Origin of the sequence: Arthrobacter sp. PM3 (assembly GCF_003352915.1) — a bacterium.
Taxonomy (GTDB): Bacteria; Actinomycetota; Actinomycetes; order Actinomycetales; family Micrococcaceae; genus Arthrobacter.
In genome coordinates this window covers 1,308,300-1,322,485 of the sequence record NZ_CP022314.1, presented here as the reverse complement: position 1 = coordinate 1,322,485, position 14,186 = coordinate 1,308,300, and the positions used below count along the sequence as shown (strand labels likewise).

The window sequence follows — 14,186 nt, the reverse complement described above, 5'->3', positions numbered from 1 at the left end:
GGGATCGGCCGCAGGCCGCGGCCGACCGTCCTGTCCCCAAGCCTGCTTTCATCATCGCCGCGTTCGGGGGAGCCGTCCAGCCCTGCCCGGCCGTGGGGCCCGGCAGGGAAACGGGCCGCTACATGGGACGGCCGGTGGGATCCTCCGCCGTCGGGTCGGCCAGGGCCAGGCCGCCGATGGGGCTTTCATCCCAGTGGAACAGCTGCCAGCCGGCATCGGGATCGCCCTCCAGCGCCACGATGCCGGTGTTGGCGAGCACGTGGCGGATGGCGAATTCCGGGCCCACATTGACGGCCCGCCGCCCCGCCCAGACCCTGATGGCGGCGCCGTGGCTCACGACGGCCACCGTGCCGGAGCCGGCGGCGTCCGACGCCGCGGCAATCCGGTCAATCGAGGCGTCGAAGCGGTCGAAGAAGTCGTGGCCGCTGGGCCCGGCCGGCATCCGGCGGTCCAGGTCCCCCGCGGTCCATGCGGCCACCGTCCCGAAGTAGCGCGCATGCGATTCGTGGTCGGTGAGTTTCTCCAGCGCGCCTGCCTCGATTTCGCGCAGGCCGGCCAGGACTTCGACGTCGAGGCCGCGCATGGCGGCCAGCGGCCGGGCCGTGATCTGGGTGCGGACCAGGGTGGACGCGTACAGCAGGCCGATCCGCTCGTTCGCCAGTGATTCCGCCATCGCGGCGGCCTGCCGCTCGCCGAGCTCCGTCAGCCCGGGGCCGGGGTGGGCAGTGTCCAGCTGCCCGAGGACGTTCCCGGGCGTCTGGCCGTGGCGAATGAGCAGGAGCCTCACTTCAGGTGGTCCACCAGCTTGTCCGCGATGCCGGTGTAGCGGCCGGGGGTCAGCGCCAGGAGCCGGGCTTCGGCGTCGGCGGACAGGCCCAGGCCCTGGACGAACTCCTGCATCCGGGCGGCGTCCACACGGTGTCCGCGGGTCAGGTCCTTGAGCCGCTCGTACGGGTTCTCCATGCCCTCCACGCCGGCGATCGCCTCGGCCCGCATGACCATCTGGATGGCCTCGCCCAGGACTTCCCAGTTGGTGTCCAGGTCCGCGGCCAGGACGTCCTCGGCAACCTTGAGCCGCTCCAGGCCCTTGGCGACGTTGGAGATGGCGAGCAGCGAGTGACCGAACGCCACCCCGATGTTGCGCTGGGAGGAGGAGTCGGTGAGGTCGCGCTGCCAGCGGGAGGTGACCAGGGTGGAGCCGAGCACGTCCAGCAGCCCGGAGGAGATCTCGAGGTTGGCCTCGGCGTTTTCGAAGCGGATCGGATTGACCTTGTGCGGCATGGTGGAGGAGCCGGTGGCGCCGGCGACCGGGATCTGCACGAAGTAGCCGATCGAGATGTAGCTCCAGATGTCGGTGCAGACGTTGTGCAGGATGCGGTTGAAGCGCGCGACGTCGGCATACAGTTCGGCCTGCCAGTCGTGGCTTTCGATCTGGGTGGTCAGCGGGTTCCAGGTCAGGCCGAGGCCTTCGACGAAGCCCTTGGCAACGGCCTCCCAGTCGGCGCCCGGGACGGAGGCGACGTGGGCGGCGTACGTGCCGGTGGCGCCGTTGATCTTGCCGAGGTATTCGGTCCGGGCAATCCGGTCCAGTTGGCGGTTCAGGCGGTGCGCGATGACCGCCAGTTCCTTGCCCAGCGTGGTGGGGGTGGCCGGCTGGCCGTGCGTGCGGGAGAGCATCGGCACTGCACGGTTGTCCTCGGCCATGGCGCTGATCTGCGCGACGAGGGCGCGGGCCGCGGGCAGCCACACATCCTCCACGGCGCCCTTGACGCCGAGGGCGTAGGAGAGGTTGTTGATGTCCTCCGAGGTGCAGCCGAAGTGCACGAGGGCGGTCAGGTGCTCGATCCCGATGCCGGGCAGGCGGCGGCCGATGTAGTACTCCACGGCCTTGACGTCGTGCACCGTGACGGCCTCGATCTCGGCCAGTTCGGCGACGGACGCGGCGTCGAACTCCGTGACGATCGCGCGCAGCTGCTCCTGCTGTGCCGCGCTGAGCGGACCGGCGCCGGGGAGCACGCTGTTGCCGGTCAGGTGGATGAGCCACTCGACCTCCACAGCGACGCGGTCCCGGTTCAGGGCGGCCTCGGACAGGTAGTCCACCAGTGGAGCGACGGCGGACTGGTAGCGGCCGTCCAGCGGGCCGAGCGCGATCTGGTGGTCGGACGCGGCGAGGGCCAGGCGTCCGGACGGCGTGCGGGTATCAGCTGTGGCGGCAGTTTCAGGCATGGTCCGATTCTTTCACGAAGTGCCGCCGGCCCTTAAGCGCACCTGCCCGTATGACACTTCCCATGAAAGTGCGGGGTCCTGCGGGTGCCCGGGGCCGCTCCCGTGCAGGGTGTTGTCCACATAGCAGGACCCCCGTCTTCAGCCGCTCCGGACCGGCCGTTAGCGTCGGTTTCGTGAGCAGCGCAATGACCAGCCAAACCACCAGCCCAACGACCAGCCAAACGACCGGGCAAACGACCAGCCGGATGCCGGCCGGGGACGCGGCCGCCCCCGGTGTGCGGGCTGCCGACGCCCAGGCGTGCGCATCCCGCAGTTCCGACGTGGAGCAGCTCGCCGCCCGCGTGGCGCGGTGCGCGGATGCGGCCGACGCCGTGCTCGCCGGCCTGGCCCGGCTTGAACTGCAGGGCTGGCAGTCGCCCGCCGGACGCGCCTACCGGGTGACCGTGTCCCTGCAGGCCGCGTCGCTGCGCCGGAGCCGGGACGCCCTGCTGGAAGCCGCGGCCGTGGTGCAGCGGCACGCCTGCAACGTGGCACTGTCCGCGGGCAGGGCCGGCCCCTGATGGCCGAGGCGACCCCGCCAGACGCCGGCGGCGCGCCCCGGGTCTCCGCGCCGCCGCCTGACGGCAGCCTGCGCATCCGGGGCGGGATCGGCGGCATCCGCTTCCAGTTCGAGGAGCTGCTGGCCGGCGCCACGGCCCTGGACGGGCTGGTCCGGGAGCTGCAGGCTGTGGAAGTGGAGGCCGACGCCGTCAAACACGCCCTCGGGCCGTTCCAGTCCGACTCCTATGCCAGCGGCAGCAACGCGATCATCGCAGTGGGGGAAGCCGGCCGCGATGTCGGCCGTGTCCGCGCGCAGCTGCAGCGCATCGGCGACGACGTCCGCGCCAGCCACCGGGAGTACGAGTACGCCGAGGCCCGGAACGCTTTGCTCATGCGGCTCGGCTTCCAGGGCGCCGGGTACGGGGCGGCGCCGGAGCCGTTCGCCCTTCCCGGCGTGCGGGGCGCCGTGGAGGGCTGGATCGCCGGGATGCCGGGACACCTCACCGCGCTGCTGGGCGTGCCCGCGCCCCTGGCCGCGGTGCTCGGTGCCCTGAACGGGCCCGCTGACGTGCGCCGCCTGGTCAGGGACGCCACCGAGGCGCCGGGGCTGGCGTTCCTCAAGCCCCGGCCCGTGAAGATCGTGGACCGGGAGACGATTTCCGCCGACGTCGACCTCTCGCCGGCCGGCCTGCTGCGGCGCGCCGGGGACGTTGGGGCGCAGGGCGGCCGGATCGAAGTCATCGAGGTCGAGGGCGCACGCCGGCCGGCATGGGTGGTGATCATTCCGGGGACCCAGCTGGACGGCCCGCCGGACGGCACGAATCCATTCGACCCTGCCGGCGTCGCCGAGGCCCTGGGCTACGACTCGTCGGCCACCTCCGCGGCGATCCGGGAGGCCCTGCGGCAGGCCGGAGCCAGTGCCGGCGATCAGCTCGTGGCCGTGGGTTACAGCCAAGGCGGCATCCATGCGATGAACCTCAGCCGGGACCGGGCCGTCCTGGCCCCGTACGACCTCGAGTTTGTCCTGACGGCGGGATCGCCGGTGGGAGGCATCACCCCGGAGCAGGGGGTCCGCAGCCTGCACCTGGAACACGAGCAGGACTGGGTGCCCGGGGCGGACGGCGCAGCCAACGCGGATACCAGGGACCGGGTGACCGTGACGCTGACCAACCCGCTGGCCCTGCCGGCGCCGCAGGACTTCGGACTGGGCCCGGGACACCGGCTGGCAAACTACGCCGACGGCGCGGCGCTGGTCGCGGCGAGCCCGGACGCCACACTGCGGGATTCGACGGCGGCGCTGGCCGCCGTGGTGGGAACCGGCGGGGCGGCGACGGTCACCCGGTTCTCGCTCCGGCGTGAGCCGCGGCCGGGCCGGGAGCCGGACCACGGGCCGGCGCGTCCTAGCGGTCGAGTGCGGGAAGGAAGCTGGCCACGAGGGACACCAGGCTGATAATGATGGCGGCGAACACCGCGGTCCAGAAGAACGAGTCGATGGTGAAATGCACGGTCGTGTAGCTGCTGATCCAGGACGTCAGGTAGAGCATTCCGGCGTTGATAACCACCGTGAACAGGCCCAGGGTGAGGATGGTGATGGGCAGGGACAGGAGGCTCACGATCGGCTTGATGAAGGCATTGACCAGGCCAAAGATCAGGCCGATGAACAGGTAGCCCAGAATGGTGCTGAGCGTGCCGTCGCCCGTGGTGGAAATATCCAGCCCGGTGAGGATCCAGCATGCGATTGCCAGGGCCAGCCCGTTGATGATGACTCGAACAATGAATGAGCGCATGGCCCCATGCTGTCACACGGCAGGCGGCAGCGGCAGGGCCATGTCCCCCTATACCCCGGCTGACGCGGCGGCGACCCGAAGTAGGCTTGGTGGCATGACTTCTTCAGAGAACACGGCCGGGGGCATCAGACCCCGTCCGGTGGTAGACCTGCTCCCCCGCTACGCGGCCGGAAAACCGCCGGCACCGGTGGAGGGCCTGGTCAGCTACAAGCTTTCCTCCAACGAGAACCCGCTGCCCCCGATCCCTGCAGTGCAGCAGGCGATCGCGGCGCAGACCGACTTTAACCGCTACCCCGATCCGCTCAGCAGCAAGCTGCGTGAAGCCCTCGGCCGCTTCCTGGACGTTTCCGCCGAGGACATCGTGACGGGCGCCGGCAGCCTGGGCGCGCTGAACCAGTTGCTGACAACCTTTGCCGGCCAGAACGACGACGGCAAGGCCGACGAAGTCATCTACGCCTGGCGCTCGTTCGAGGCCTACCCGATCTGCGTCGGACTGGCCGGTGCCGACAGCGTCCGGGTCCCGCTCACCGCGGACGGCCGCCACGACCTCGACGCCATGGCGGCGGCAGTCACGGCGCGGACCCGGATGATCCTGCTATGCACGCCCAACAACCCGACCGGCCCCATCCTGACCACCGCGGAAACGGAACGGTTCATAAAGTCTGTTCCCGCCGACGTCGTGGTGGTCATCGATGAGGCCTATCAGGAATTCGTGCGCGCCGCGGACGCCGTGGACGGCATCGCCATGTACCGCAAGTACCCCAATGTCGTTGTCCTGCGGACGTTCTCGAAAGCCCACGGCCTTGCCGGGCTCCGCGTGGGCTACAGCGTCTCACGGCCCGAGCTCACCCAGCACCTGCGCGTCGCCGCCACACCCTTCGCAGTGTCCCAGATCGCCGAAACCGCGGCCGTCACGTCGCTTGAGCATTTCAGCGACGTTGTAGAAAGGGTACAAAGCCTGGTGGACGAACGGGACCGGGTCACCGCCGGACTGCGGGACCTCGGCTGGTTCGTGCCGGAAGCCCAGGGGAACTTCGTCTGGCTCAACCTGGGTGCAAACAGCGCGGAATTCGCCACACTGGCCGCGGAACGGGCGTTGTCCGTGCGTGCCTTCGGCAACGAGGGCGTGCGGGTGAGCATCGGCGAAACGGAAGCCAACACCCGCTTCCTGGATCTCTGTGCGGTCTATACAAAACCGCCCCGGCGTTCCTAGCGCTTAACATGACGCTCTGAGGCCGCCCCGTGCGGATAAAGTAAGGACGAGTAAGCCAAAATATATGCCGGAACCGGAATGTATTCCGGATCCGGCATATATCCCAGCGATTGCGTCGCACCCGGATGCGGCAAGCAAGGAGACGGTATGGGCGCCACACATCTGCCCGCTACCGAGTTCGACGGAACCGACTTGGATGACCAGCTTGAGGCGGAAGCCGAGGCCCGACTGGGTGCCCCGGCCGAGCCGATGGTGCAACTGCTGGGACCCGACGGCACCCTGGGCTCGGACCCGGTGTTCTCGAAGTACGCCGAGAGGCTGGACCCCGGCACCCTGCGCGGCTTCTATGCCGACATGTCGAAGATCCGCCGCTTCGATGTCGAGGCGACCGCGCTGCAGCGGCAGGGCCAGCTGGCCCTGTGGGTTCCGCTTACCGGGCAGGAGGCCGCCCAGATCGGTTCCGGCCGGGCCAGCCAGCCGCAGGACTACATCTTCCCCACCTACCGCGAACACGGCGTGGCCCTGACACGCAACGTGGACCTGGCCGAACTCCTGCGCCAGTTCCGCGGCGTCTCCAACGGCGGCTGGAACCCCAAGGACACGAACTTCCACCTCTACACGCTGGTCCTGGCCGCCCAGACCCCGCACGCCGTCGGCTACGCCATGGGCATCCAGCGGGACCAGAAGCTGGCGGCCGCCACCGCCGTTGGCAGCGGCGAGGCGGGACAGGCCGCCGAGCCCAAGGCCGCCGTCATGGTGTACTTCGGCGACGGCGCCAGCTCCGAGGGCGACGTCCACGAATCCATGGTGTTTGCCTCGTCCTACCGGGCCCCCGTGGTCTTCTTCTGCCAGAACAACCACTGGGCGATCTCCGTCCCCACCTCGGTGCAGACCCGCATCCCGCTCGCCAATCGCGCCAAGGGGTACGGCTTCCCCGGCATCCGGGTGGACGGCAACGACGTGATCGCGGTCCACGCCGTCACGGAGTGGGCGCTGGAGCGGGCCCGCGAGGGCCACGGCCCCGTGCTCATCGAGGCGTTCACCTACCGGGTCGGGGCGCACACCACGGCCGATGACCCCACCAAGTACCGCGGTTCCGAGGAAGAGGGCGTGTGGCGGGCCAAGGACCCGCTGGACCGGCTCGAGAAGTACCTCCGGGCCGAAGGCCTTGCCGACGACGCCTTCTTCGACCAGGTCCGGGCCGACGGCGACGAACTCGCCGCCTACGTCCGCAAGACCACCCATGACCTGGAAACCCCGGACATCCGGACCGCGTTCGCCAACACCTATGTGGAGGCCCACCCGCTCGTGGCCGAAGAGCTGGCCTGGTTCGAGGAATACAGCGCAGGATTCGCCGACGAGGCGGAAGCTGACCAGACAGAAGCTGATCAGACAAAAGTTGACCAGACAGACGGGATGGCCCGCTGATGACCACCATGACCATTGCCAAGGCCATCAATGAAGGCCTGCGGGCCACGCTGGCCAATAACCCCCGCTCGCTGCTCATGGGCGAGGACATCGGAGCCCTTGGCGGCGTCTACCGGGTCACGGACGGACTGATCGGCGAATTCGGCGCCGACCGCGTCGTGGACACCCCGCTGGCTGAGTCCGGCATCATCGGCACGGCGATCGGGCTGTCCCTGCGCGGTTTCCAGCCGGTGTGTGAGATCCAGTTCGACGGCTTCGTGTTCCCGGGCTTCAACCAGATCACCACCCAGCTGGCCAAGATGCACTCGCGCAGCAACGGCAACCTGACCGTCCCCGTCGTCGTGCGCATCCCGTACGGCGGCGGCATCGGATCGATCGAGCACCACTCGGAATCTCCGGAGGCGCTGTTCGCCCACACGGCCGGCCTGCGTATCATCACGCCGTCGAATCCGCACGATGCCTACTGGATGATCCAGCAGGCCGTCGAATGCCAGGACCCGGTGATCGTCTTCGAACCCAAGCGCCGCTATTGGCTCAAGGGCGAGGTGGACACCGAGGCTCCCGGCGCGTCCGCCGACCCCTTCAAGGCCCACGTGCTCCGCGAGGGAATCGACGCGACCGTGGTGGTCTACGGCCCGCTGGTGCCGGTGGCCCTCGCCGCGGCCGAGGCCGCCGCCGAGGACGGCCGCAGCGTCGAGGTGATCGACCTCCGTTCCATCTCGCCGATCGACTTCGACACCGTCACGGACTCGGTCCGCAAGACCGGCCGGCTGATCGTCGCCCACGAGGCCCCCACCTTCGGCGGTATCGGCGGCGAAATCGCCGCGCGGGTCAGCGAACGGGCATTCCACTCGCTCGAAGCCCCCGTCATCCGGGTGGGCGGCTTCCACATGCCCTACCCCGTGGCGAAGGTCGAGGAAGACTACCTGCCGGACATCGACCGCATCCTTGAGGCGCTGGACCGCGCCCTCGCGTACTAACGAGGACCCCATGACGCTGAACAAGTTCAACCTCCCCGACGTCGGCGAGGGACTGACCGAGGCCGAAATCGTCACCTGGAAGGTCAAGCCGGGCGATACCGTGGCCGTCAACGACGTCCTCTGCGAGATCGAGACGGCCAAGTCCCTCGTGGAGCTCCCCTCACCGTTCGCCGGGACCGTGGCCGAGCTGCTGGTTCCGGAAGGAGTCACTGTGGAGGTGGGCACGCCGATCATCAGCGTGAGCGACGCCGCCTCAGCCCAGGCACCGGCAGCGCCGGCCGCCGCGTCTCCTGCCGCTCCGGCACCGGCACCGATGTACGGCAAGCTGCCCGCCGACACGTCCGACGCCGGTGAACCAGGCGGCCGCCCGGCCGGCGGTCCGTTGGTGGGTTCCGGCCCCAAGGCCGATGCCGTCAAGCGCCGCCGCCGGATTTCCGCCCCTGCGGCAGCTTCCGCCGCCGGCCGCGACACCGCGGCGGACACAGCGGCGCCCGGCCCTGCCGTCCCGGCCGCGGCACCGGTGGAGGCCCACGACATCTGGATCAACCCCGGTGCGGTGAACCGCCCCGCCGGCGTCGCGGACGCTGCCGACCAGCGGCCCACCCTGGGCGGTACCATCAGCGGCCTCGTCGGCAAGGTCCTGGCCAAGCCGCCGGTCCGGAAGATCGCCCGGGACCTGGGGATCAACCTGGCCGACGTCGTGCCGACCGGAGCCCGCGGAGAAGTGACCCGCGAGGACCTTGTCAGCTACCAGGCCCAGCGTGACGCCGAGGTGGACCAGGCGGATTCGTTCTGGGGCAAGTCCGGACGGCCGCAGGACCAGCGGATCGAACGGATCCCGGTCAAGGGTGTCCGCAAGGCCACGGCGAAGGCCATGGTCGAATCGGCGTTCGCGGCGCCGCACGTCAGCATCTTTGTCGACGTCGACGCCAGCCGCACCATGGAATTCGTGAAGCGCCTGAAGGCCTCCCGCGACTTCGAGGGCATCAGGATCTCCCCGCTGCTGATCCTCGCCAAAGCCGTCATCTGGGCCGCGGCGCGGAACCCGAGCGTGAACGCCACCTGGGTGGACAACCCCGACGGCAGCGATGCCGCGGAGATCCACGTCAAGCACTTCATGAACCTGGGCATCGCGGCCGCCACGCCCCGCGGCCTCATGGTCCCTAACATCAAGGACGCGCAGGACCTTTCGCTCAAGCAGCTGGCGCTGGCCCTGAACGACCTCGCCACGACCGCGCGGGCAGGCAAGACCCAGCCCGCCCAGATGCAGGGCGGAACGCTCACGGTGACCAACATCGGCGCCCTCGGCATCGACACCGGGACCCCGATCATCAACCCGGGCGAGGTCGCGATCGTGGCGTTCGGCACCATCAAGCAGAAGCCCTGGGTCCTGGACGGGGAAGTCATTCCGCGCTGGATCACCACCCTCGGCGGATCCTTCGACCACCGCGTCGTGGACGGGGACCTGTCGGCCCGGTTCATGGCCGACGTCGCCGCCATCCTGGAAGAACCGGCCCTGCTGCTGGACTGATATGTAGGTCCGGTTGTCAAGTGGCATAGGTGAGCGGCTCCTGGCTTTTGGTTCCCGGGGCCGCTCATCGGGTGCCCTCTTTGGTCGTGGTGAAGGTGTGGGCGGGTCGTTCTCGACTTGCAGTGTCAGGCTGACATTCGCGGGTTGGTTACCGCATGACGATGTGTTCGGCTGGAGCCTATCGGGGTGTCTAGCATCGAGCGTCGACGGATTGGTTCGTCTGCTCATAGTCCAGTCTCGGGTTAGCTCCGGATGCTGCCCTCGCACTTGCACCACGTTCCGGGGGCACGTTCTTGTTAGGCTGCGGCCATGTGTTCTCCCTGCTGCAGCGGGGCGGCCAGCGACCAGCACCAGCCGGCGAGTTCTCGGGCGATCGCGGTGTTGGCCTTGACTGACATCTTGTGGCGCTCGTCGAAGTGTTCCCATTTGCGGTGGAGCCGGTGATTTCCTTCCAGGGCGCGGATGCGGGTTGCGGGGGCTACCCGATTGAGCTGGCGCAGCAGCCGTTCCCCGGGCCGGGCATAGGGCCGCCGGTGCTGCCAGGCCGCCTCGATCAGGAGTTTGCGGGCATAGGTGTTCCCTGCCTTGGTGATCGGGCCCTGATGGCGGGATTGGCCGGAGGATTCCTCACTGGGCACCAGCCCGAGATAGGACCCGATGGACGATCCAGTGAAGCGTGTCCAGTCCCCAATCTCCACGGCCAGTCCGAACGCGGTCGTGATTTGGATGCCCCGCAGGCACATCAGCGCTTCAATCACCGGAGTGTAACGGCATGACGCCGCCGTCACGGTCACCTGCTGGTCGATGCGTGCCAGCTGGCCGGTGAGCAACTCGGCCTGCTCGACATCGGCTTCAAAGGTGAACTGCAACGCCGGTTCCTCGAAGCGTTGGCGGTGCAGCCACAAACGGTGTTCCTTCGTCCACCGGGTGTCCTTGGGATAGCGGATGCCGTGGCGCAACAGGATGGCGTTCACGTGCTGCCGGGCGTGTGCGAGGTCCTTGGCCGTGCCGGAACGCAGCCGGGACAGGTCCCGCAGGGCTTCCTCCTCCGGATCCGGGATCCGGACCTCGGTGACCGCGCCGACGGCGAGCATCTCGGCCAGCACCCGGGCGTCGCGCCGGTCGGTTTTGACGCGGTCCCCGGGGGCACGCAACAGTTTCGAGGCAGCAGCCACCACGCAGTCGATCCCGGCGGCCCGCAGGTAACGGGCCAGGACGAACCCGGTCGGGCCGGACTCGTAGACGACCTTGACCGGCGGGTCGAAGCGGTGGACCCATTCCAGCACCACGGCCGGATCCGCGGCCATGGAGTGGTCGCGGATTTCACCGGTGTCCGGGTTCAGCGCATGCCCAACGACGTTGACCGCGTGAACATCCAGACCAATGAACGTATGCTCAAACATAGCCGGGACCTCCCAAACCTCACATGTGGCACTACCATTGCACCCCCGACAGGGCCGGCCAGGCCCACGGGAAACGCCAATGGCAACCCACGGACGCTGTGAAACAGAAGGCCCCGGCCCCCACAAGACCCCGGCCATTTTCTGCCCGTCCGGGGATAAAGGCCGACACCGCCGGGCAAGAGGCCTCGCAGCGCCGCCCTTCGTCAGGAGGCTACGGATAACACCAAGCCGGCGCTGCGAGGCCGGCCCGGCGACAATGTCCGACCCCGGACGGGCGCAGGCCTCTCACTTCATATCGTCTAGCCCCGGAAACTGCACCGAAACGACGGAACCCCGCCGCTGAAGCATTCAGCGGCGGGGTTCTGTCAGTTGAGGAAAACGCAGTGCCGGGTGTTGGCGTCCGGGGGCCCTAGCTTCCGGTGTAGGCGGTCAGCATCTGGGCCAGCGCGGGGTTGTGGCTCATCCCGGCGAGGGCGGCCGCGGCGGCAAACATCAGGCCGGCGAGTCCCACGCAGCACGCGCTGACCGTGGCGAGGAGCTTCCAGTCCTCCCTGAGCACGCTCCGCACAGTGTCCGGCATGCGCAGGCCCGGGGCGATCAGGTTGGGGGCACTGTCGGTGGATCCGTCATCCAGGAGGGCAACAACGCGTCCGGCGCCGCGGTCCACCCGCATGGTGCTGATGTGGTTGCCGTGACGGGCCAGCAGGATGTCATGGCCGACCAGCTGACGGCGCTGAAGAGTGATCATGGGTCCCCTCGGTTGGGTGGATTCTGGGATGTCCGCACCATCGAGGGCAGTCCCAATTTTACCGAGCCGGACTGTCCCCGGACGGCCGTCCGGCGGTGAGGCTGCCCACGGAGGCGGGTGATCCTCATCAACTCCGGCCCGCGTCGTCCTGTCCGCCGGGCGAGCCGCGGCACTAGAGTGGCACCAGCCGCCGCCGGACCGGCGGACGCGGATCAAAGGAGATGTTGCGTGTTCTCAAGCCCGTACCCCGATGTCGAGATTCCCGACCTCGGTATTTACGACTACCTGTTCGGCGCCCTGACGGAGGCGGACCTGGACCGGGTCGCCGTCGTCGATGGCAGCAGCGGAGCGGAAACCACCTACCGTGCACTCCGCGACCAGATTGATGCCCTGGCCGGCGCTGTTGCGGCTCAGGGGCTCGGGGTCCACGGCGTCGCAGCCATCCTGTGCCCCAATATCCCCGCCTTCGCCACGGTGTTCCACGGCCTGCTGCGGGCAGGCGCCACAGTCACCACCGTCAACTCGCTGTATACGGCGGACGAGATCGCCGGCCAGCTCACCGATGCTGGTGCGTCCTGGATTTTCACCGTCTCGGCCCTGCTGCCCGCCGCCCTTGAGGCCGCCCAACAGGCCGGGATCCCGGCTGGGCAGCTCGTGGTGCTCGACGGCGCCGACGGCCACCCGTCGCTGGCTGGCCTGCTCGCCGCCGGCGCGCCGGCTCCACGGGTCTCGTTCGATCCCGCCACCCATGTGGCGGTGCTGCCGTACTCGTCCGGGACCACCGGGCGGCCCAAGGGCGTCATGCTGAGCCACCGGAATCTGATCGCGAACGTGGAACAGTCCCGGGGGCTGCTCGACGTCGGTCCCGACGACCGGCTGCTGGCGCTGCTTCCGTTCTTCCACATTTACGGACTGACGGTGCTGCTGAACCTCGCACTGCGCCAACGCGCGCGCCTGGTGACGATGCCCAGATTCGATCTGCCCGAGTTCCTGCGCATCATCCAGGACCACCGGTGCAGCTACCTGTTCATCGCCCCGCCGGTGGCCGTGGCGCTGTCCAAGCACCCCATGGTTGCCGACTACGACCTCAGCTCGGTGCACACCACCCTGTCCGGCGCGGCTCCCCTGGACGGCGGGCTCGGGACCCGGCTGGCCGAGCGTCTCGGATGCAGGGTGCTGCAGGGCTACGGCATGACCGAGATGAGCCCGGTGTCGCACCTCATTCCGCGCGGCGGCAGCGATGTCCCCGTCAGCTCGGTGGGGTACACGGTGCCCAACATGCAGTGCCGCCTCGTGGACCCGGCCACGGGGCAGGACATCCCGGTTCCCGCCGAAGGAACCAGCGCGCCAGGCCACCTGCTGTGCCGCGGACCCAACGTGATGCTCGGCTACCTCAACCGGCCGGACGAAACCGCGGACACCCTGGACGCCGAGGGCTTCCTGCACACCGGGGACATCGCCACGGTGCGGGCGGACGGCGTCGTGACCATCGTGGACCGGCTCAAGGAGCTCATCAAGTACAAGGGCTACCAGATCGCCCCGGCGGAACTTGAGGCGCTGCTCCTGACCCACCCCGGCGTTGCCGACTCCGCGGTGATCGGAACCCCCGACGCCGACGGCCAGGAAGTCCCCCTGGCGTTCGTGGTGCGTCAGCCCGGTCCGGACGGTGACGCCCTGGACGAGGAAGCGGTCATGGCCTTCGTGGCCGCCAGGGTGGCACCGTTCAAGAAACTCCGCCGCGTGGAGTTCATCGAGGCCGTGCCGAAGTCAGCGTCCGGGAAAATCCTGCGCCGGATGCTTCACGCCGCAGGGCACGCCGCGCTGCCGGGCAGACCCTAGGGCCAGAGCCAGGGCCTAGTCGGCGTCGGTCTTGGCGATGTAGACGTCGCAGGGGGCGTTGTGGGCCACGCTGTTCGCAACGCTCCCCAGGACGCGGCCGATGCCCTGCATGCGGCGGTTGCCGACCACGATCATCCGGGCCGCGGTGCGTTCGGCCTCCCGGATGAGGGCCTCGGCGGGCTTGCCGCGGGCGGCGGCGTAGGTGATGTTGATGTCGGGGCGGCGCAGGCTGTCCGCAACCGTCCGGGCGACCTTCTCCGCGTTGCCGGCGTCGGAGACGATCCATTGGTCGCCGCCGCTGCTGATCACCTCGGTCTTGTCGCTGTCGAAGGCACTGACCACATGCAGGGTGGCCCCCAGGGGTACTGCGAGGTCAAGCGCAGTGCGTGCCGCCCGCAGGGCAGTCTCACTGCCGTCAACGCCGACAACGATAATTCCGGTCATGAACCGCTCCTCTGTTAATGGCCGCTGCTGATGTTCAGTTGCCGCTA

General features: G+C 68.9%; 13 protein-coding genes. 7 read left to right on the top strand and 6 right to left on the bottom strand.

Going from position 1 to position 14,186, the window contains the following annotated elements:
• Positions 1-118: 118 nt before the first annotated feature.
• Together CFN17_RS06110 and purB are read right to left on the bottom strand one after the other, a co-directional pair.
• Complete coding sequence (locus tag CFN17_RS06110; protein WP_208750450.1) at positions 119-787, bottom strand: histidine phosphatase family protein; 669 nt, start codon at positions 785-787, stop codon at positions 119-121.
• Entirely contained in the window at positions 784-2,226 is a 1,443-nt protein-coding gene (gene purB, locus CFN17_RS06105) for an adenylosuccinate lyase (RefSeq protein ID WP_208750449.1), read from the bottom strand. The genes CFN17_RS06110 and purB overlap by 4 nt, the downstream gene beginning before the upstream one ends.
• Before the next feature lie 185 nt (positions 2,227-2,411).
• Between purB and CFN17_RS06100 the strand changes: the two genes are divergently transcribed.
• Together CFN17_RS06100 and CFN17_RS06095 are read left to right on the top strand one after the other, a co-directional pair.
• Positions 2,412-2,786: a hypothetical protein gene (locus tag CFN17_RS06100; RefSeq protein WP_261792389.1), complete on the top strand. Its 375-nt coding sequence runs from the start codon at positions 2,412-2,414 to the stop codon at positions 2,784-2,786.
• Positions 2,786-4,216, top strand: a complete 1,431-nt coding sequence (locus CFN17_RS06095; RefSeq protein ID WP_208750448.1) for a hypothetical protein — start codon at positions 2,786-2,788, stop codon at positions 4,214-4,216. The genes CFN17_RS06100 and CFN17_RS06095 overlap by 1 nt, the downstream gene beginning before the upstream one ends.
• Here the strand turns inward: CFN17_RS06095 and CFN17_RS06090 are convergent.
• A complete protein-coding gene (locus CFN17_RS06090) occupies positions 4,167-4,553 on the bottom strand; it encodes a phage holin family protein (protein ID WP_208750447.1) in 387 nt (128 codons plus the stop codon). The genes CFN17_RS06095 and CFN17_RS06090 overlap by 50 nt on opposite strands.
• Positions 4,554-4,647: 94 nt before the next feature.
• On the opposite strand from CFN17_RS06090, the gene CFN17_RS06085 reads away from it, so the two are divergent.
• The 4 genes from CFN17_RS06085 (at position 4,648) to CFN17_RS06070 (ending at position 9,705) form a co-directional block, all read left to right on the top strand.
• Entirely contained in the window at positions 4,648-5,766 is a 1,119-nt protein-coding gene (locus CFN17_RS06085) for a histidinol-phosphate transaminase (protein WP_208750446.1), read from the top strand.
• Positions 5,767-5,913: 147 nt separating this feature from the next.
• Positions 5,914-7,194 (top strand): thiamine pyrophosphate-dependent dehydrogenase E1 component subunit alpha, encoded by a 1,281-nt coding sequence (locus tag CFN17_RS06080; RefSeq protein ID WP_208750445.1) that lies wholly within the window; start codon positions 5,914-5,916, stop codon positions 7,192-7,194.
• On the top strand, positions 7,194-8,174 hold the full coding sequence (locus CFN17_RS06075; protein ID WP_208750444.1) for an alpha-ketoacid dehydrogenase subunit beta: 981 nt from the start codon (positions 7,194-7,196) through the stop codon (positions 8,172-8,174). Before CFN17_RS06080 ends, CFN17_RS06075 begins: the two co-directional genes overlap by 1 nt.
• Positions 8,175-8,184: 10 nt before the next feature.
• Entirely contained in the window at positions 8,185-9,705 is a 1,521-nt protein-coding gene (locus tag CFN17_RS06070; RefSeq protein ID WP_208750443.1) for a dihydrolipoamide acetyltransferase family protein, read from the top strand.
• Between the two features lie 296 nt (positions 9,706-10,001).
• On the opposite strand, the gene CFN17_RS06065 is transcribed toward CFN17_RS06070, so the two are convergent.
• Both CFN17_RS06065 and CFN17_RS06060 read right to left on the bottom strand, forming a co-directional pair.
• Positions 10,002-11,108 carry an IS110 family transposase gene (locus tag CFN17_RS06065; protein ID WP_208750442.1) on the bottom strand — a complete coding sequence of 369 codons (1,107 nt, stop codon included), beginning with the start codon at positions 11,106-11,108 and terminating at the stop codon, positions 10,002-10,004.
• A gap of 409 nt (positions 11,109-11,517) precedes the next feature.
• Positions 11,518-11,856, bottom strand: a complete 339-nt coding sequence (locus CFN17_RS06060; RefSeq protein WP_208750441.1) for a hypothetical protein — start codon at positions 11,854-11,856, stop codon at positions 11,518-11,520.
• A 228-nt stretch (positions 11,857-12,084) separates the two neighbouring features.
• Between CFN17_RS06060 and CFN17_RS06055 the strand changes: the two genes are divergently transcribed.
• A complete protein-coding gene (locus CFN17_RS06055) occupies positions 12,085-13,695 on the top strand; it encodes an AMP-binding protein (protein WP_208750440.1) in 1,611 nt (536 codons plus the stop codon).
• Positions 13,696-13,710: 15 nt separating this feature from the next.
• Here the strand turns inward: CFN17_RS06055 and CFN17_RS06050 are convergent, their stop codons facing one another.
• A complete protein-coding gene (locus CFN17_RS06050) occupies positions 13,711-14,139 on the bottom strand; it encodes a universal stress protein (protein ID WP_208750439.1) in 429 nt (142 codons plus the stop codon).
• Between the last annotated feature and the right edge of the window lie 47 nt (positions 14,140-14,186).